General features: G+C 68.2%; 17 protein-coding genes. 7 read left to right on the forward strand and 10 right to left on the reverse strand.

The window, feature by feature from the left end; all coding sequences use genetic code 11:
* Nucleotides 1-2: 2 nt before the first annotated feature.
* Nucleotides 3-2,726: a hypothetical protein gene (locus tag OV287_RS00715; RefSeq protein WP_267532011.1), complete on the reverse strand. Its 2,724-nt coding sequence runs from the start codon at nt 2,724-2,726 to the stop codon at nt 3-5.
* A 122-nt stretch (nt 2,727-2,848) separates the two neighbouring features.
* On the opposite strand from OV287_RS00715, the gene OV287_RS00720 reads away from it, so the two are divergent.
* From OV287_RS00720 to OV287_RS00730, 3 genes are all read left to right on the forward strand, one after another.
* On the forward strand, nt 2,849-2,989 hold the full coding sequence (locus tag OV287_RS00720; protein ID WP_267532012.1) for a DUF2379 family protein: 141 nt from the start codon (nt 2,849-2,851) through the stop codon (nt 2,987-2,989).
* A gap of 1,061 nt (nt 2,990-4,050) precedes the next feature.
* Nucleotides 4,051-4,710 carry a hypothetical protein gene (locus OV287_RS00725; protein WP_267532013.1) on the forward strand — a complete coding sequence of 220 codons (660 nt, stop codon included), beginning with the start codon at nt 4,051-4,053 and terminating at the stop codon, nt 4,708-4,710.
* Nucleotides 4,711-4,812: 102 nt separating this feature from the next.
* A complete protein-coding gene (locus OV287_RS00730) occupies nt 4,813-5,352 on the forward strand; it encodes a PDDEXK family nuclease (protein ID WP_267532014.1) in 540 nt (179 codons plus the stop codon).
* Between the two features lie 243 nt (nt 5,353-5,595).
* On the opposite strand, the gene OV287_RS00735 is transcribed toward OV287_RS00730, so the two are convergent.
* Nucleotides 5,596-6,153 (reverse strand): Uma2 family endonuclease, encoded by a 558-nt coding sequence (locus OV287_RS00735; protein ID WP_267532015.1) that lies wholly within the window; start codon nt 6,151-6,153, stop codon nt 5,596-5,598.
* A 275-nt stretch (nt 6,154-6,428) separates the two neighbouring features.
* Between OV287_RS00735 and OV287_RS00740 the strand changes: the two genes are divergently transcribed.
* The 3 genes from OV287_RS00740 (at nt 6,429) to OV287_RS00750 (ending at nt 10,653) form a co-directional block, all read left to right on the forward strand.
* Entirely contained in the window at nt 6,429-7,235 is an 807-nt protein-coding gene (locus OV287_RS00740) for a hypothetical protein (protein ID WP_267532016.1), read from the forward strand.
* Nucleotides 7,236-7,595: 360 nt separating this feature from the next.
* On the forward strand, nt 7,596-8,924 hold the full coding sequence (gene yjjJ / locus OV287_RS00745) for a type II toxin-antitoxin system HipA family toxin YjjJ (protein WP_267532017.1): 1,329 nt from the start codon (nt 7,596-7,598) through the stop codon (nt 8,922-8,924).
* 166 nt (nt 8,925-9,090) lie between these two features.
* Nucleotides 9,091-10,653 (forward strand): ATP-binding protein, encoded by a 1,563-nt coding sequence (locus OV287_RS00750; RefSeq protein ID WP_267532018.1) that lies wholly within the window; start codon nt 9,091-9,093, stop codon nt 10,651-10,653.
* On the opposite strand, the gene OV287_RS00755 is transcribed toward OV287_RS00750, so the two are convergent.
* Together OV287_RS00755 and OV287_RS00760 are read right to left on the reverse strand one after the other, a co-directional pair.
* On the reverse strand, nt 10,599-11,360 hold the full coding sequence (locus tag OV287_RS00755) for a hypothetical protein (RefSeq protein ID WP_267532019.1): 762 nt from the start codon (nt 11,358-11,360) through the stop codon (nt 10,599-10,601). The genes OV287_RS00750 and OV287_RS00755 overlap by 55 nt on opposite strands.
* Before the next feature lie 146 nt (nt 11,361-11,506).
* Nucleotides 11,507-11,659, reverse strand: a complete 153-nt coding sequence (locus OV287_RS00760) for a hypothetical protein (protein WP_267532020.1) — start codon at nt 11,657-11,659, stop codon at nt 11,507-11,509.
* Between the two features lie 254 nt (nt 11,660-11,913).
* Here OV287_RS00760 and OV287_RS00765 point away from each other — a divergent pair, with 254 nt between their 5' ends.
* Nucleotides 11,914-12,690 (forward strand): alpha/beta hydrolase, encoded by a 777-nt coding sequence (locus tag OV287_RS00765; protein ID WP_267532021.1) that lies wholly within the window; start codon nt 11,914-11,916, stop codon nt 12,688-12,690.
* Between the two features lie 21 nt (nt 12,691-12,711).
* Here the strand turns inward: OV287_RS00765 and OV287_RS00770 are convergent, their stop codons facing one another.
* The 6 genes from OV287_RS00770 to OV287_RS00795 all read right to left on the reverse strand — a co-directional run bounded on the left by OV287_RS00770 (nt 12,712) and on the right by OV287_RS00795 (nt 16,878).
* Nucleotides 12,712-13,164, reverse strand: coding sequence for a hypothetical protein (locus tag OV287_RS00770; RefSeq protein ID WP_267532022.1), 453 nt, complete (start codon nt 13,162-13,164; stop codon nt 12,712-12,714).
* An 82-nt stretch (nt 13,165-13,246) separates the two neighbouring features.
* Complete coding sequence (locus tag OV287_RS00775; RefSeq protein ID WP_267532023.1) at nt 13,247-13,999, reverse strand: hypothetical protein; 753 nt, start codon at nt 13,997-13,999, stop codon at nt 13,247-13,249.
* The gene (locus tag OV287_RS00780; protein ID WP_267532024.1) at nt 13,996-15,348 is read right to left on the reverse strand and encodes a sensor histidine kinase; all 1,353 of its coding nucleotides are present in this window, start codon (nt 15,346-15,348) and stop codon (nt 13,996-13,998) included. Before OV287_RS00780 ends, OV287_RS00775 begins: the two co-directional genes overlap by 4 nt.
* Nucleotides 15,345-15,659 carry a hypothetical protein gene (locus tag OV287_RS00785; protein ID WP_267532025.1) on the reverse strand — a complete coding sequence of 105 codons (315 nt, stop codon included), beginning with the start codon at nt 15,657-15,659 and terminating at the stop codon, nt 15,345-15,347. Before OV287_RS00785 ends, OV287_RS00780 begins: the two co-directional genes overlap by 4 nt.
* Before the next feature lie 74 nt (nt 15,660-15,733).
* Nucleotides 15,734-16,102, reverse strand: a complete 369-nt coding sequence (locus OV287_RS00790; protein WP_267532026.1) for a response regulator — start codon at nt 16,100-16,102, stop codon at nt 15,734-15,736.
* Entirely contained in the window at nt 16,099-16,878 is a 780-nt protein-coding gene (locus OV287_RS00795; protein ID WP_267532027.1) for a Dyp-type peroxidase, read from the reverse strand. Before OV287_RS00795 ends, OV287_RS00790 begins: the two co-directional genes overlap by 4 nt.
* Between the last annotated feature and the right edge of the window lie 93 nt (nt 16,879-16,971).

Here is a 16,971-nt window from a genome sequence, read left to right on the forward strand (position 1 = left end):
CGTCAGAATCCTCCAAGTTCCACACCGGGGTGCGCGGCGCGCAGCCTCACCAGCGATGCAAGGCAGCTATGCCACTCGCCCTTGGCCAGCGAGCCGGTGAACTCACCGAGCACCGGCGTCACGACGCGGGCAAAGCTCTCGTCTTCCAATCCCAAATCCCGTACCAGCTCAATCACCCGGCGCTTGGCCTCGCTGGCCGACACCCTCCGGACCACATTGCCCTCGCGGCCCTCCTTGGAGCGCCCCGGGGGCAGGCCGAAGAGCATGCGGCGCAGGAAGGTGCGCAGGGCCTCCACATTGGCGAAGCGCTCGGTGGCGCCCACCGGAGACTCCGCGGCGCCCGAGGGCTTCCACCCCTCCGGCAGGTGCAGCGGGCGGTGCTTCTCCCAGAGCAGCCGGATGGCGAAGAGGCCCACCTCGCGGTCGGCGCTCTCCATGAGCCACGCGAGCCGCTCGGGCCCACCCAGGCGCGCGTAGTGGCGGCGGATGAGCTCCACGGCCACCTCGCGCGTGGAGCGCTTGGTGCTCTCGGTGAGGGTGAACACCTTCACGGGGTCCAGCTCCTCGGGAGTCAGGGTGCGGCGCTTGTCGGCGCCCTCCTCGCCCGCGTCGAGCAGGGCGTCATAGGCGAGGTTGCGCACTTCCTTGGCGTTGGCCTCGGCGAGCTCGTACACGCGGGTGTGCCAGCCCCAGGCGCGCAGCTCCACGCGCGTCACGGCGAGCGCGAAGTGGCGCACGTCGTCGCGGGCATCGAAGAGGGCGGGCCACAGGCGCTCGGGGGTGTACGCGTTGCGAGGCGCCTTGGGCTTGAGCTGGTAGGACTTGGACTCGGGCTGCTCGGGGCCGATGACGGGGTGGTGGCAGCGCAGGTACGTCTGGGCGAAGGTGCGCACGGGCGCGGGCTGCTTCGCACCGAGCGCCAGATCGAAGAGCCGCTCCAGGCCCGCGTTGGCATCGCCGGACTCGCTGAAGTCGGCGGGCACCACGTTCTCCAGCAGGTAGCGATGGGCGAACTCGTGCAGCGTGGGGTCCGCGCGCCGGGCCAGTGCCAGCAACCACGGAATGCCCACGTCGCGAGGGGCGAAGAGCTTGCGGTTGCCGAGCAGCTGGATCGCCACGTGGCGGTACTTCGCGTTGAAGACGAGCCCCTTCACGCGCTCCACATCCAGGCCGGGCAGCGCGTCCGCCTCGGTGAGCCATTCGGAGATGGTGTCGCCGAAGCTCGGGTGGATGGCGCGATCCAGCAACCAGTCGGCGCCGATGTCCGCGGGCTTGAAGGCCTTGAGCGACTCGAGCGCCAGCTCCTCCACGTCGCTGCCGTACTCCTCCAGGCGCTTGTCATCGAGGAGGGCCTTCCAGAAGGACACGGGCAGCTCGCCCTTGCCGTACTTGGCCTTGAGGTACTTCGTGGCCCACTCAATCTGCTCCTCGTCGCCGAAGAGCATGTCGAAGAGGAACTTCTGGGTGAGCTCGGCGCGGTCGAAGCTCTGCTCCAGGGCCTTGGCGGCGAACTTCGCGGTCTGCTTGTGGACGAGCAGCCGGCCGAGGAAGTCCGGGCCGAGCTCGCGCGGGTTGCGCTTCTCCAGCACGGCGGCGGCGTAGGCCTTCACGTCGTTGTGCTCGCCCGCGAGCAGCTCGGCGAGGCGCTCGGCGGGGAGGTCCTGCGCGTGCGCCCGGGCGTACTCGATGGCGTAGGTGCGCGCCTTGGTGCTCTCCGAGACGAGCAGGGCGAGCACGGCCTCGTGGAGCCCGAGTTCGCGTAGCTTGCCCTGGTGGAACTCGGGGGAGCCCTGGAGGGTCTCCACGAGGAAGTCATGGGCACTGGCGAGCGGACGGCGGGCGAGCCGGTCGAGCCAGGCGGGGGTGAGCTGGGAGCGCAGGGTGTCGGGGAAGTCCTTGCGGAGACCCTGGATGGCGAAGCGGGCAGCGGGGTCCGACTGGCAGGTGTCGAGCAGCCGCATGAGCGCGTCGGGCGAGCGCTTCCAGGCGTCGGTGAAGGCGCGCTTCTTCACCATGTCGCTGGGGGGCTCGATGGGGAAGGTGTCGGCGGAGTAGTTGTCCGTCTCGTGAGACCAGATGTGGTTGGAGACCCAGCACGAGCGCCACGAGGTATCGGGCTCGTAGTGGCGGAGGACCTCGACGGCGAACTGGGGGTAGAGCTCGGGGACGGACTGGCCGAGCTGGCGGAGGTAGCGCCAGGCGCGGCGCTGGAGGTAGGTGAGGGTGCCGCGGGAGACGTCGCGGGTGCGGTAGGACTCGGAGCGCTCGGTGTCGAAGCGCCAGGCGAGGACGCCGAACATCTCGGCATCGTGACGCTCCTCGGCGAGCTTGTAGATGCGCTTGAGGCCGCCCCAGAGGCCGTAGCGGAGGTCTGCCTTGCGGGCGAGCTCGAAGAGGGCGGCGCGGGAGGCGCTGGTGTTGCGCTCGTAGAGGGAGACGAGCAGGTCCGCGAGGGCGAAGCGGGCGGGGAGGGGGACGTCCTTCTGGGCGAGGTAGCGCTGCCAGGCCTCGCGGGCGCCAGTGTGACGGGCCTCGGCGCTGCGGCGGGCCTGGGACTGGTGGAGCAGGGACATGAGCCCGTCGAAGGTGAGGGCTCCCTTGGGGAGCTTCTCGGGCTCTTTGTCGGGCTGCTCGAGGAAGGCCAGCACGGCCTCCGCGAGGTCGGGCGCCTCGGCCCGTGACAACCGCTCTAGATCTGCTGCCGTCAGCTCGTCGCTCGTCGCCATCGGGCGGAGGGGTTTAGCACAGGTGGACGGCCGGGCGGCGAGGGGAAGTGGCTTCTGGCGAGATGGCTCCGTCTCCAACGCGCTCCGTTGACCCATGGGGACACGCATGCTGGAGTCACGGCATGGCCGCGAACGCCAGGAGTCGTGCGGGCGACCTTGAGGGCGCGTGCAGGCGGATGGAGGAGGTGCTCGCGGTGGAGGTCGCCCCCCTCTACCGTGAAATCGCCGCAGGCGAACTGGCAAAGCTGGACGAGCTGAAATGATGAAATGGCGGATGGTGCTGGGGGCTGGTGTGCTGCTGCTCCTCCTCCTGCCCCTGGCCCTGCTTCTGAGCGGTGTGCTGCGACCCGCTCCCCGGCAAGGAGCGCGCCTCATCCCGATGCTGGAGGCCGCTGAGCGTAGGCGCCTGGAGACCTATGGCCGTGCCTGCATGCGCAGCTCCGAATGTGAGGCTCCCTTGCGCTGCATGCGGGACCCTCGGACCTGGCGCTCCATCTGCGCCGACAGCCAGTGCATGTCGGATTCGCATTGCGAAGACGGGCACGTCTGTCGTGGCGTGGCCGCAGGTGAGGACGGTTCGCTGATGCGCCTCTGCGTCCTGATGGGAACCCGTAAGGACGGCGAGCGGTGCGAGGTGCTTCCCAGCAGGGCTGATGAAGCCTGCGGGCCTGGGTTGCTGTGCGGTGGACGTGAGGGCTGGTGCGGTCGTCCCTGCCGCTTGGATGCGGCGAAGGACTGCCCGGAGGGGTCCTTCTGCGCTGATGTCGTCCCCGAGCCACTGTGTCTACCGACATGCGAGGCGCGAGGTTGCCCCACGGGTCAGCAGTGCATCCGGTTCGAGGAAGGCGTCTCTGCCTGCATGGAGGTATATGGCCCCAACTGTCAGCAGTCAGCCTGCCCAGAGAGTCAGGTGTGCAAGGTGCTCGATGGAGTCACGGCTCCGGGCAAGGTGTGGATGGCGTGCGTGCGGGAGTGTGGCAAGGGACTCCCGGCGTGTCCGGAAGGTCGCTTTTGTTTCACGAGGACCTGTGAGCTGCCCTGCGAGCCTCACGAGCCTGCCTCGTGCGGCTCGGGCTTCCGCTGTGTGAAGAACAACCCTGGTAAGCCGGGGCGCTGCTGGCCGGACTGGTCACCAACTCCCTGACGGCACAAGTGGAGTACGCTGCGGAGACGAGAGCCTACTCGGTGAGCGATGACTTCGTGACCCCGCTCAAGAAGCGGCAGGGCGCGGAGAAGGCCCGGGGCAACTGCTCGCGGGGTGTTGCGTAGAGAGAGAGGGGGCGGCGGGTCCAACACCTCGCCCTCACAAGCAAAGGGGGACGACATGATGGTGGAGAAACGCATCTCCAATATGGCGCGCGATGCAGGACAGAAATCGAGTGCGTTGGGGCTGCTGGGCGATTCCGAGCCAGCGAACTTCAGTGATCGCCTCACCGTTCCGCTCGATCGTCTTCACCCCACGAGGCACAACATCTGGACGCCCATTCTTGATGTCATTCAGGCCCATGCCTTCCGGGCGCACCGTGTTCGGCTCGACGACAGCGAGCTCTATGTGCGTAATGCGGTGAAGCATCCCGAGCGCAAGCCGAGGCCGGATGTGGCGGGCTGGCAGGACGAGGTCTGTAGCGACGTCACAGAGTTCGAGAGATTGCTGGCCGAGCACAAACCCCGGCTCGTCCTGTGCTTTGGTTCGTTCGCCTGGGAGTTTGCCCGTCGTGCGCTCGGTGAGAGTCCGAACAAGGCGTATGGGGAATGGAACACCACGAAGATGGGGGTGGAGTTCAAGAAGAGCGTTGGTAACTTCAATCCCAGCCAGGTGAACATCTTTCCCTTGCTCCATGCCAGTATCGCGAGGGGGCGGTTCCTCGAAAGCCACAAGGGGTTCTGCGGCTCTCCGGACATGAACTACTTCGATTTCGTGGGAGGGGCGCTCGCGGGGGTATTGTTGAAGCACCGAGGCCAGTTTGGTTCCTGGCTTCAGTGAGGTCATGCTTCGCCAGGGATGCTGGATGGCAACTTGTACGGCTCCATGTGTTGCGTGGCATATCGGGTGGGTTGATGCCATCGTGCGCTTGGAGGAGGCGCCATGGATCTCTGGACAACGAACGAGCGTGAATTCCGAGCCTATGTCGAGGAGCACCACTGGGATGACCTCGACCCGGAGGTTCCCCTCCTGAAGCCGAGCGCGGCCGAGGTGCGGATTGGCGCGCTCATCCTGGACCTCGTGGCGCGGAACACGGCAGGTGGCATCACCTTGGTCGAGTTCAAGGTGAAGGCATCCAAGGATGCGCTCGCCCAACTCCTGCTCTATCCACGCGCTTTCCAGAAGGCCTTGATGGCGGCGGGGTGCCCGAAGGTGCCCGAGCTCCGGGTGGTGCTGGTGTCTCCGTTCATCGACCGCGGAGTGGTGGAACTGGTCAAGCTCATCCAGCCGCCACATCCCATCCATATCCGGCTGTGTGTGCCGGACGGAGACCAGCGCATCAAGCTCATGTCTCCGGACGAGCCCGGCGCACCCGCGCAACATTGCTGGGAGCAGTCCGAGGTCACTGGCCGGCCGAGTCAGGTAGGGTGGGACATGGACGGTGGCCTGCTCATCCGTGGGGAGCGGCTCGCGGCTGTCTGACCTGGTTCGGGAGTCGGCGAACGCGCTTCACCCTTTATCCCGGTCGACGTCGCTCGTGGCCTGTGCCTCCCGGCGAAGTCGCTCAAGGTGTTCGGCCACGTGTTGTCGAGCGTCCTCGGGGCTGACGAGCGCTACCTCTCCGCTGATGACCTCCCGGGCTCGGCGCTCAAGCACTTTGGCCCAACTGGTCTCGGCATCCGAATGGAGGTCGTCCGTAGTGTCCATGGAAGGAGGGTATGAGTGTCACCGCTCCCAAAGCATGGCGAGCTCCAACGGCAGCACCGCGAAGGGCTCGGCATGCACGGTGGACTCCCCGCTCCAGTGGCCCTGCCGATTCCAGCGCCGGCCCTCCAACCGGTAGACCTCCAGTGACCGCTGGAGTGGATCCACCAGCCACAGGTGGCTCACTCCTTCGCGGGCATAGGCCTTCATCTTCTTCTCCCGATCCAGCACTGCCGTGGATGGCGAGAGCACCTCGCACACCCAGTCGGGGCTCAGCGTGAAGGCCGCTGTGTGCGGCATTTCCGGCATGCGCTCCCGGCGCCAGCCCGCCAGGTCCGGCACCAGGGCGTCATTCTCCAGGTGCAACTCGGGCTCGACCAGAATGACCCAGCCTCCGGGTCCTCCCTTGCCCAGATCAAAGGGTCCCGACAACCACCCCCCGAGTCGATAGGCGGCCCGGGCATGGGGTGAGGCGGGGCGAGGGCTCACATACAGCGCGCCATCGAGGATCTCCCCCACGCAGTTGGGGGGGATCGTCTCCAGGTCTTCGTAGGTGGCCCTGCGCTTCGACCCGCTCATGCCAGGAGCATGGGGAGTCGAAGGTGCTTCTTCAAGCGGCATCCAGGGACTGTCGATCCAGCCATGACCCATGCATGCAGTCTAGAGATGACCTCTGAAGTAGGCAATGGTAATCCGTTACAAAAGGTCACGTTTCGTGGGGTCATGATGGCGGCCAACCGGGAGACCTTCGCATTGCGAACACGGTGTTGCGGCCGATGCGTGGAGTCCAGCGAGTGGACTGGGCGACGGGCTGAGACCTGAGGTGTAGAAGAAGGGAGAGAGGAGTCGCTCGCATGGCGGACACCAGACGCGGGAAGGACGGGATGCTGGGGCCGTATCGGCTCGGCAGGCGGCACGGGAGCAATGGCTCGGAGGTGGAGGGACGGCTCTTCGAGGCGCATAACGTGCACACGGATGCGCCAGCGCTGGTGCTGGTGCCGGGTCCGAGCGAGTGCGGGGACCCCGAGGAAGACTGGACGTTGCGCGTCACGGCCCAGGCTCGGCCGCCCTATGTGGCGCTGGAGGTGGAACAGGCGCCGGCCACGGGAGGGCTGGGAGCACTGGCGGGGCTGTTCGAGGTGCTCACCCGCGTAACGGAGCGGATGGAGTGGAGCGACGAGGCACGCCGTCACCTGACGCACCCGCCGGAGGGACGGCTGAAGCGGTGGGCCGCGGGCGCGCGCCGGGTGCTGGCGAAGGGGCTGGACCACGGAATCGAGCTGAGCATCGCGGCTCTGGTGCTGCTGATGGTTGCAGCGCACGTGCGGGCCTACCTCGAGAGCCAGCGGGGCGAGCAGCACGATGCCGGCGGGTTGGCCGTGCAGGTTGTGGAGGAGAGCCGCGCGCCCACGCTGGTGGGCACGAGCGACGAGGGCTTGGTGGGTATCGCCTATCCCCTGCCTGCGAAGCCTTTCAGCGACCAGGCGAAGGCGCCGTGTCTGCCGAAAAAGGGAGAGGTGGAAATCAACGGCGGCTGTTGGAAGACGCTGGAAAAGCGCCCGCCTTGTTATGAGGACGATGCCGAATACCAGGGCAAGTGTTACGCGCCGGTCTCGGCGCGCTCGCGCAAGCCGCGTGAGCCGCAGTCCATCCAACCGTGAGCTACTGGGAGTCTGTTGAGTCGTGGCGCAGGTGACTGACCTCCAACCGGTTGGTGTGCTTCCCGTTGAGAATCACGGCCTGGGGTTTCCGCCGTGAGGATGCCGCTGAGCCGGTTGGGACCGAACTCCTGCGGTCGCTATACCCGGAGGCTGGGCGAACTGACTGCGGTGAAGAGGTCCGCCTCCCGGAATGGGAGTGACCGTCCAGCGCCTGGGCCACCTGGCCGCCCTGCACCCCGAGGGCGCGTAATCAGGACGTTGCTATCTACTCAGTAAGCACGACCTTTAATGGAGATTCTGGAGTAATTCCGGCATATTGCCATCAAGAATCTACTCCGGAATCTACTCAGGACCTCTTCGATGGTTTCCGTGGAACAGCTCCTGGTCGTGCTGGGTCGCCAGGTCGAAGTCCGAGCGAGCGAGCTTGTCTCCTTGCTTGGGGTTTCCCAGCAGACGGTATCGCGGCTCATCACCGCGGCAGGGGAGCGCGTCTGTCGGATGGGGCGAGCTCGCGCAACGCGGTACGCGCTCACCCGCTCTCTCCAGGAGATCGGGCGGCGGGTACCGATCCATCAGGTGGATGAGCGGGGGGGCATTCGGCGGTACGGAGTACTCCATCTGCTCGCGAGTGGTTCACATTGGCTCGAGGTTGCAGATGGCGCAGGCAAGCGTTTCGACGGGCTGCCACCCTTCGCGGCGGACATGAGTCCGCAGGGCTACATCGGTCGAAGCTTCACTGCGCGGTATCCGGGGCTGGAGCTTCCGCAGAGCATCTCCTATTGGAGTGACGACCACCGGCTGATTGCGCTGGCCCTGCGCGGGGAGGATTGCGTTGGCGATCTCATCCTGGGTGACGAGTCGTTGAACCGGTTTCTCGCGGAGATACCGCGTCCGGTTCGTTGCGATGATTATCCCCAGCTCGTTCGTGCCTCGATGTCAGGGCAGCCCGGCTCATCGGCCGGCGGTGAACAACCCAAGTTCGTGACGTACTCGGAAGCCGGCCACGTGCTGGTGAAGTTCGCGGATCGCGATGAGAGTGCAGCCTCTCGCCGGTGGGGGGACCTCCTCGTCTGCGAGAGCTTCGCGCTCGAGGCCATTCGACAGGCAGGGTTCCAGGCCGCCTCCGCACGCTCGATGCTCATCGAGGGGTATCGCTTCCTGGAGGTCGAGCGCTTCGATCGAATCGGTACAAGAGGAAGAAAGGCGCTGGTATCGCTCAGAGCCATCGACAACGAGTACTTCGGTGAGCCGGACACCTGGACGAAGGCTGCCCGGCGCTTGCTCGACGCGCGATTCATCGACGCGGAGGATTCCCGGCGGATGCGTTGGCTGGATACCTTCGGGCAGCTCATCGGAAATACCGATCGGCACTTCGGAAACCTCTCCTTCTTCGTGGAGGACCCTGACTTCTTCGTGAAGGACGCCGGGCAACTTCGGCTTGCGCCGATCTACGACATGCTGCCCATGGTGTTTGCGCCTGATGGTGCGAGTGTCATCGAGCGCCCCTTCAAGCCGCAGCCTCCCACGGCGGAGAATCTCGATGTCTGGCTCGACGCCGCTCGCTGTGCGATCGCGTACTGGAGTCGGCTCGCGGATGTTGTCGAACTCAGCAGCGAATTCCGGGAGCGTTGCGCACGCTGCCGGGATGCGGTCGAGGAACTCACGGCCCGGGCACCAGCGGGGTTGTAGCGAAGCCGAACTGGGTGAGGTCCCAGACGCGTACCGCTGCCCTCGGGGGCAGGGGAATCGTCGGGTGGCGGACAGCGAGGGCGCAGATTGTTCAGGGGGTGGACTTCTCGGCGGGGGTCCCCGTGCCTACTTCCGTTGCCTCATGAACGAGGCGCTTGTTCCCGAAATGGCGTCGTCAGGGGTGGGAGAGGCCGTGTGGGCGCCGAGCCCCTCCCCGCCGGAGCTTCCCTACCGGGAGCTTTTCCTCGCGCTCGCCGAGGCGCTGCCGGACGCGGTCTTCACCAAGGACCTCCAGGGGCGCTACACCTTCATCAACGCCGCCGGAGCGCGCTACCTCGGCTTGTCCGTGGAGGAGATCCTCGGCCGGACTGACAGCGAGCTGCTGCCCGCGGAGCAGGCTCGGCGCACTCAGGAGTTGGATTGCCGGGCATTGCTCTCCAGGCACCCCTTATCCATCGTGGTGAGCGAGCGGATGGCGGGAGTCCAGCGTGAGTGGTGTTCCACCAAGGGGCAGCTCCGCCGGCCGGATGGGACGGTGGTGGGGATGTTCGGCCTTGCGAGGGATCTCCTGCCCCATCGTCGGAGCGAGGCGGCCCGCCGCCAGAGCGAGGCGCTCTTCCGGGCGGCGGCCAGCAGCGGCCCCGATGCGTTCTTCATCTTCCAGGCGGATGGCGAGGGCGTGCGCCTGTTGCACCTCAATGCCCTCGCCGAGTCGCTGCTGGGCCACGAGGCGCGCGGGGCGGAAGGGCGCCTGCTCTCCGATTTCCCCCATGCCGCCTTCATCGCCCCACCGCACCTGCGCGAGCAGGTCTGGCGGACCGGTCAGAGCCATGACGAGGAGGTGGCGCAGGTGCTGCGCGGGCTGGGCCGTCGCTGGTTCCGCCGCCAGCTGCGCGCGGTGGGCGACTGTCTGGCCGTCACCGTCCGGGACATCACCGAGCAGCGCGAGACCGAGGTGCGCCAGCGGCTCAACGAGCGGCTGGCCTCCATCGGCAGACTCGCCGCGGGCGTGGCGCATGAGATCAACAACCCACTCGCGTTCGTCTCCAGCAACCTCGGCTTCATCGAGACCGAGCTGCGCCGGCTGCCGCTGCCCGAGGAGGACCTGCGCGAGCTGTTGGAGGCGCTCTCCGACACCCGCGAGGGCACCGAGCGCATGCGGCTCATCGTCCAGGGTCTCCAATCGCTCTCGCGCGGAGAGACGGCGACTCCGCAACCCCTGGCGCTACACGAGGCGCTGGAGAGCTCCATCCGCCTGGTCTCGGGACGGTTGGGGGGCGGGAACCGGCTCGTGCGCGACTACGGCGAGGTGCCGCGGGTGCTCGGCAACTCCGTGCAGCTCGCCCAGGTCTTCACCAACCTGCTCGTCAACGCGGCGCAGGCCCTGCCGCCGTCGGGTGGGGAGATCCGCCTGGTGACGCGCTTGCTGGGGGACTCGGTGGCGGTGGTGGAGGTGCGCGACACCGGCTGTGGGATTCCCGCCGAGCACCTCGAGCGCATCTTCGAGCCCTTCTTCACCACGAAGCCGGTGGGAGAAGGGACGGGCCTGGGCCTGTCGCTGTGCCACGACATCATCCGCGGGCTGGGCGGGGTGATGACGGTGGACAGCCTGGTGGGCGAGGGCAGCACCTTCCGCGTCTTCCTGCCCGTGGTGGACACGGGGGAGGCGCGAGCTCAGGGCGAGGACGGGGCCTTGGCGGTGGTGGCCGCGGGCACGAGGTTGGAGTAGCGCGCGGTGATGCGCAGGTGCTTCTTGTAGAAGAGGAAGCCGCCCTCGGCGTCCACGCGCAGCGTGTCGAGCACCTGGCCCACGCCGGGGTGGGAGCGGAAGTCCATGCGCACATCCACCCGGTCCGCCATGTCGGGCAGCTCGGTGGGGCTGTAGCTCAGGCGCAGGAGCTGGCCGGAGCTGGGGTCCACAATCGCCTCGCCCTTGTGCACGGAGGGGGCCTTGGTGTCTTCCCGGGGCTCGAAGCGCAGGCGCAGCTTGTGGGGCTCGCGCGGGTCTGGCCCCGCCAGCGAGAAGCGGTGCTGGGCCAGGTGCGAGGAGGCGAAGGGCAGGTTGACGGAGTTGAACTGGGTGCGGACCTCGCCCTTGCGCTGGCGCTCCTCCAGGTCCTTGCGCAGTGCTTCGGTGGCGTCCTGGCCGTCCTTGCTCGCCTGGAGGACCTCCCGGCGCTGCTGGCCGTCCTTCACCGTGACCTTGTCCACCCGCTCCTGGGTGTGCTTCACGTTGCCGTCCCCGTCGAGCTCCTCCACGCGCAGGGTGATGGTCACCTCCTCCACCTTGCCGGCGAGCAGCTCTTCCATGCCCAGGGTCGTCTCGCCCAGACGCCGGGCGAGCACCTCGGCCTCTGGGGTGGGCGTGGAACCTCCCTGTGCCTCCACAGGTAGGAAAAAGAGCAGCAGACTCACCAGGGTGAGCGCGCGAGACATGCAGGGCTCCTGGATGGTGCCGCGCGAGGCGGCAGGGGGGCGTGGGAAGATGCACCACGCCGCGCTTCAGAGGAAGTGTGGAATCCACGAAATTTGCTCATCCCTTCGGGGGAGCAACTTCGCTAATTCTACTGGGTTGAGAAGCCTCAATCGCCCGAGGGCGGGGTGGCGTGGATGGGCTCGGGCGCCTGCACGGACGGGAAGCGGTGCTCCTGCTTACCCGTGGGCCGCCTGCGCGTCTGTGCCTTCTCGCGCTTGTGCTTCGAGTCCTTCACGCCCGCATGCTTCCGAGACGCCATGTTCGCTTCCTCCGGAAACCCGCTCCCGCCAGGCGGGCAAGCTCCGCATCGCGAGGGGCGGCGACAACCCACCTGTGTCCGCGAGGGGTCCGCCTGTCGGCGGGAGGACGGCACCCTGGGGGCGAGGAGTCCGCTGGTGGCGTGCTCGGGCGGCGCGGTACGCTCCCGGACGCTCGACGGGCCCCGGCCCGGCCGTCCGTGAAGCCATGAAGCGACGCCCCGTTCCCATTCTTCGGAGAGCCGTGTCTGCCTGGATGAAGAGGGGGCTCGTGGCGGCGCTGCTGCTGGCGGGTGGCTGCAAGCAGGCGAAGGACACGAAGTCCGAGGGCGAGGCTCCGGTGGCCGCCCCGCGGGACGAGAACGAGGGCCGATTGCGCTCGCGTCCGGGTCGCCCCACCGTGGAGGCGCCGGAGCGGGGCTTGCGGCCGTTGGGTCTGGGAGGCCCGCGCGATGGGCTGCTCTATGTGCCCACGAGCTACCGGGCGGACCGGCCCGCGCCCCTGGTGGTGGTGCTGCATGGTTCGAGGAGTGGCGCTCGCGACGGCTTGGAGCCGTGGTTGACGCTCGCGGACGAGGCGGGGCTCCTGCTGCTCGCGCCAGAGTCCCGGGGGCGGACGTGGGACATCGTCCTGCTCGACGGCGGGTACGGGCCGGACGTGCCCTTCATTGACCGAGCGCTGGCCCACGTCTTCGAGCGCTATGCGGTGGAGCCGAAGCGGCTCGCCCTGGCGGGCTTCTCGGATGGGGCCTCGTTCGCCTTGTCGCTGGGCCTCACGAATGGAGACCTGTTCACCCACGTGGTGGCGTTCTCCCCAGGCTTCGTGGAGCCGGCGGCGCAGCACGGTAGACCGGGCGTCTTCCTCTCTCATGGGAGGGAGGACCCGGTGCTACCTATCGAAAAGTGCGGCCGGCGCATCGCCCCGTTGATGCGGGAGGCGGGCTACACCGTGCAGTACCGCGAGTTTGACGGGCCGCATACGGTGCCCCCCGCCATCGCGCGTGAGGCACTGACCTGGTTCACCGCACCGTGAGCCCAGAGATGAACTCAGGGCCTACGTGGGGAAGCCGGCTGCGTCCTCCGGGGACGTGTACTGGGGAGGAGGTGGCCGGATGCTTCGGCGCTTCCAACTCCGCGCGGCGATCACGCACCAGCCGGTGACGAGGGCGCCCTCGACGAGGGCATCCAACAGGTACACGGGCGAGATGCGCTGGGGCGAGTACCTGATGTCCACCGCGGTGAGTGAGGCGGCGCTGCCCGCGGCCAGCTGCATGAGCTCGGGAGTGACGCGGCGGCGCAGGCCGGCGGCCAGCAGGGTGCCACCGACGACGGCGATGAGCGCGCCCACCGTCTTCACCAACCAGCCCTCGAGCTTGGGGCCCGTCACCGCCTCGAAGCTGCGCAGGTGGACGATGGGCCAGACGCCCGTGGCGACATAGAAGATGCCCTGGGTGACGCTCAGGCCCGAGGCCAGTGGCTCGGACCGTGGTTGCTCGATTGCCTCCATGTGCTCCTCCGGTGCTCTGAAGGGACAAGATGGGGATGGCCGGTAAGAGGCGCCTGCTCGCTCCCAGTGCTTCCTGGGGACCTCACTCTTCCCCAATTTCCCCTCTCCCGGGGGGCGAGGGGAAGTGAGGCTCCACCGTCCGCAGCACCGCGTCCAGACACGCGAGGCCCTCGCGGCGCACCGTGTCCACCGCCTCCCGGGCCCAGGCCAGCACCTTGCGCCGGTCCTCCTCGGGCATGCCATGAAAGCGCGCATCCCCCGAGCGGATGTCCTCGGCCACATGAGCCGCCACGCCCAGGCTCCGTCCCACCGTCATCGCCCGTTCCACCCGCTCCGTGCCCTCCCAGAGCACCCGCAGGTAGAGCGCCCATTGCTGTCCGGCGATGCCTTCGGCCACCTGCTGGAAGCGCGGAGCCGTCCACGCGCCCGTGCGCACCTCGAGCACCTGCAGCCCCGCCGCCGTCACCATCGCCCCTGCCGCCTCGACCAGAACTGGAGCGGGCAACTCCGCCTGGGCCAGCGTGGCGAAGCACAGCGACTGCAAAGCAAACTGCACCCCAGGCCCCACCTGCTGGGGCGCCTCCAGGTACGAGCACTCGCTGTCGGCCAGGTCGTCCGCCAGATTCGCCGCGCACGAGCAGAAGAAGAGTCCCGCCGCGCGCCGCAGCAGCACCTCGCGCCCGAGCCCCACCTCGGCGCCCGCCGCGTACAGCAGGGCCAAGGGCCCGGGGCGGCCCGCCTCCATTGCCGCCAACACGTCCCGCTCGGCCTCTCCCGGAAGCTCATGCCGACGCAGTGCGCGCAGGGCCTCCTGGAAGACGGAGCCCGCGCTCATCTCAATTCCCGGGGCAGCAGGATGCGCAGCTGCGCTCCTCCCGTGGGCCGGTTGTTGCGCTCCAGCGTGCCCCCGCTGGCGCGGATGAGGCACTCGGAGGTGTAGAGGCCCAGTCCCGTGCCGTTCGGCTTGGTGGTGGACAGCCCCTCGATGGGGGCCTGGAGCTTGTCCGCGGGGAAGCCTGGGCCGTCATCGGCGATGAGCAGCTCCAGCCGTCCGCTGTAGGGCTCGGGGCGCGCGAGGATGTCCACGTTCGCCGCCCCCTGCTCGCCATTGCCCTCGCACGCGTTGAGCACCAGGTTCTCCACCACCCGCCGCAGCGTGGTGACCCCTCCTCGCAGCAGTGCGTGCGTCGCTGTGTCTTCCACCTTCACCTGGATGTGGACGTCCGGGAAGCGCCAGCCCAGGCTGGTGCGCACCGACTCCAGCACTGGCACCAGGTGCACGTTCTCCGGCTCATGGCTCACCGAGCGCCGGCCCTTCTGGCGAATCTCGATGACCATCTCGCGGATGCGCGTCAGCCCCTCGTTGAGCTCGCGCACCAGCTCCTCGAACTCCGCGCGCGGCAGCGCGTTTCTCTGCACGCCCATGACGGAGAGCATGTCCGCCGCGGCGCTCACACTCATCAGCGTGTTGTTGATGTCGTGGTTGTAGCCGAGAATCTGTACCAGGGCTTGGGACAGCCGGCCCACGTCGCGCTCCTGCTGCTCCAGCATCTGCGCCTGGACGGCGGCGCGAAGCTGCTCGGCCTCGGCGCGGGCCAGGTCGTGCTGGAGGGCGAAGGTGCCCGTGTACAGCTCGAGGAGGACGGCCAGCGGCGCCATGACGGCGAAGAGGGCCACGTGCTCCTCGGAGCGGGCCAGCAGCGCCGCCAGCCCCAGGGCCACCGCCGAGCCCAGCGCGAGGAAGGGCTGCGAGGGCGCCACGCGGTGCATGCGGCCGTGATAGCCGGTGGTGAAGAGCAGCACCGCCCCGAACACCATGGCCCCCGGCATCTTCGCGAGGGCCATCAGCGCGGCCAGGTAGAACTGGAGGGCGGCCGTCCCCACCACCAGGTACAGCCAGCCCCACCACTCCAGGCGCTGGCGGCCCCGGTGCAGCAGGGCGAAGACGACGCCCAGCACCAGGCTCGGTGCCAGGCACGCCATCGCCTTGCCGAAGGACAGCGCGAAGAAGCTCTTCGCCCCTGGCGCCCACACCGCGAGCGCCAACACCGCCGGGATGACCAGGGCCGAGCTCAGCCAGGCCTGCAGCGACGATGCAGCCAGCACCTCCTGGGTGTCCTGCGAGCGCACCCAGCGCTTGAAGGAGTCTTGGACGAGTCGGCGCCAGCGGGCGGGGAAGCTCATAAAGTCGCGGTCAGATAAAAGCCCGCCGCCTTGTTGATGGAGTTGGCCTCCCGTCCCACCTGCTCCACGCGGCGATTCAGCTCATTGAAGATATCCGGGTTGCCCCGGTGGACCACTTTCACCTCCACCGTGCCGCCGGCCAGCACCTGGTGGATGGCCTCGAGGATGGGCTTCACCTCGGGGCTGATCTCCAGCGCGCCGTTGGGGCCCTCCACCGCGCCCAGCTCCTGGATGCGCATCAGGTACTCACTGAGCGAGGACGCCACGTTCAACCCCACCACGCGCGGACCACGAATGTCGTTGTAGCTCATTGTTGCATTGCCTCCGCCGGCCTTGGGGACCGGACTGTTGTCTGCTGGATTCGGGGGGGTGGTGGGGGGACTCTTCATGGGCGCGCGGCTCGGGGGCCTGGCGCGGAGAGCAGGGCCTCCAGCTCGCGGCGGCCAAAGGGCTTGGCCTGGAACCACTGCAGGCCGGGTTGCTCGATGAAGTCGGGAGGGCAGTGCGTGCCGGAGATGAGGACGCGACGCGCGCGGGGCACATGGGCCTCGGCCCAGCGCAGGAAGCCGGCACCTGTCTCGCCCGGCTCCAGGTGCTGAGCAGCGAGGATGATGTCCACGGCGGGTTCCGCCTCGAGGGTGGTGCGGGCCTGGGCGGCGGAGGAGGGGCAGAGCACCTCGTGGCCGAGCACCCGCAGGGTGCGCTCCAGCCCCCGGGAGACCCGGGCATCGGGCTCCAGGACGAGCACCTTCATGAGGTGGCCTCCCGTGGGGAGGAAGGGGAGTGGAACCAGTCGCGCGGAGGCGCGAGGTACAAGCCGCCGCTCACCGCCCTGGCGTAGCGGAGCATGGCGTCCGGCGTCTGGCCGCCCGCGCCCAGCAGCGCATCGAGTGAGCGCTGATAGTAGTCCGGATCTGCCGAAGCAGAGACGAAGGCCAGGCCCTCCTCGCCGCTGTGGCGGAAGGGGAAGCCGCGGCGGATGAGGAGCTGATTCTCCCCGGCCCCTGAGGCGCGCGCCCGGTGGATATGGGCCTCGGCGGGCGCATCGGCGACGAGCTCGCCGTCGCGGGTGCGGCCCACCACGTACTCCTGGGCCCGGGGCTTGAGGTGGCCGAAGCGCTCCAAGTCCTTCTGAAAGCGCAGGTAGAGCAGCCACGAAGCGCCGGCCAGCGGACCCGAGGGGACAACGGCGTTGCGCAGCACCTGCTCCCGGGTGGGGAGGACCAGGCCATCGCGGAAGCCGAAGGCGTCGCGTCCCTCGCCGATGCGGCCGCCGAGCACCTCCTCCTCGAGGTACAGCACGGCCTTGGAGAGGGAGAGGATCCGCCGCAGGGACCACAGCAGCAGCTCGCGGCCCTCGGCGCTCACCTGGACGAGCACGTGGGACTGGGTGGAAGGGAAGCGCGCGGTGGGGCCCTCGCGAGGCAGCAGCGCGGAGAGCGTGGGCGCGTTGGGGAGCAGCGTGTGCTGCAGGCCGAGCACCAGGTGCAGACCCTCGGCTGCGCTCAGCTCGGCGTGGACGGCGGACACTACCTCGCGCAATTGGGGGAGGGCTGCATTTCGGCTGAGCCGAAGAACGGCGACACCACTGAACGCTCCAGGCGAGTGAAAGAGTCCTTCCTG

Origin of the sequence: Archangium lansingense (genome assembly GCF_026626635.1) — a bacterium.
GTDB lineage: Bacteria > Myxococcota > Myxococcia > Myxococcales > Myxococcaceae > Archangium > Archangium lansingense.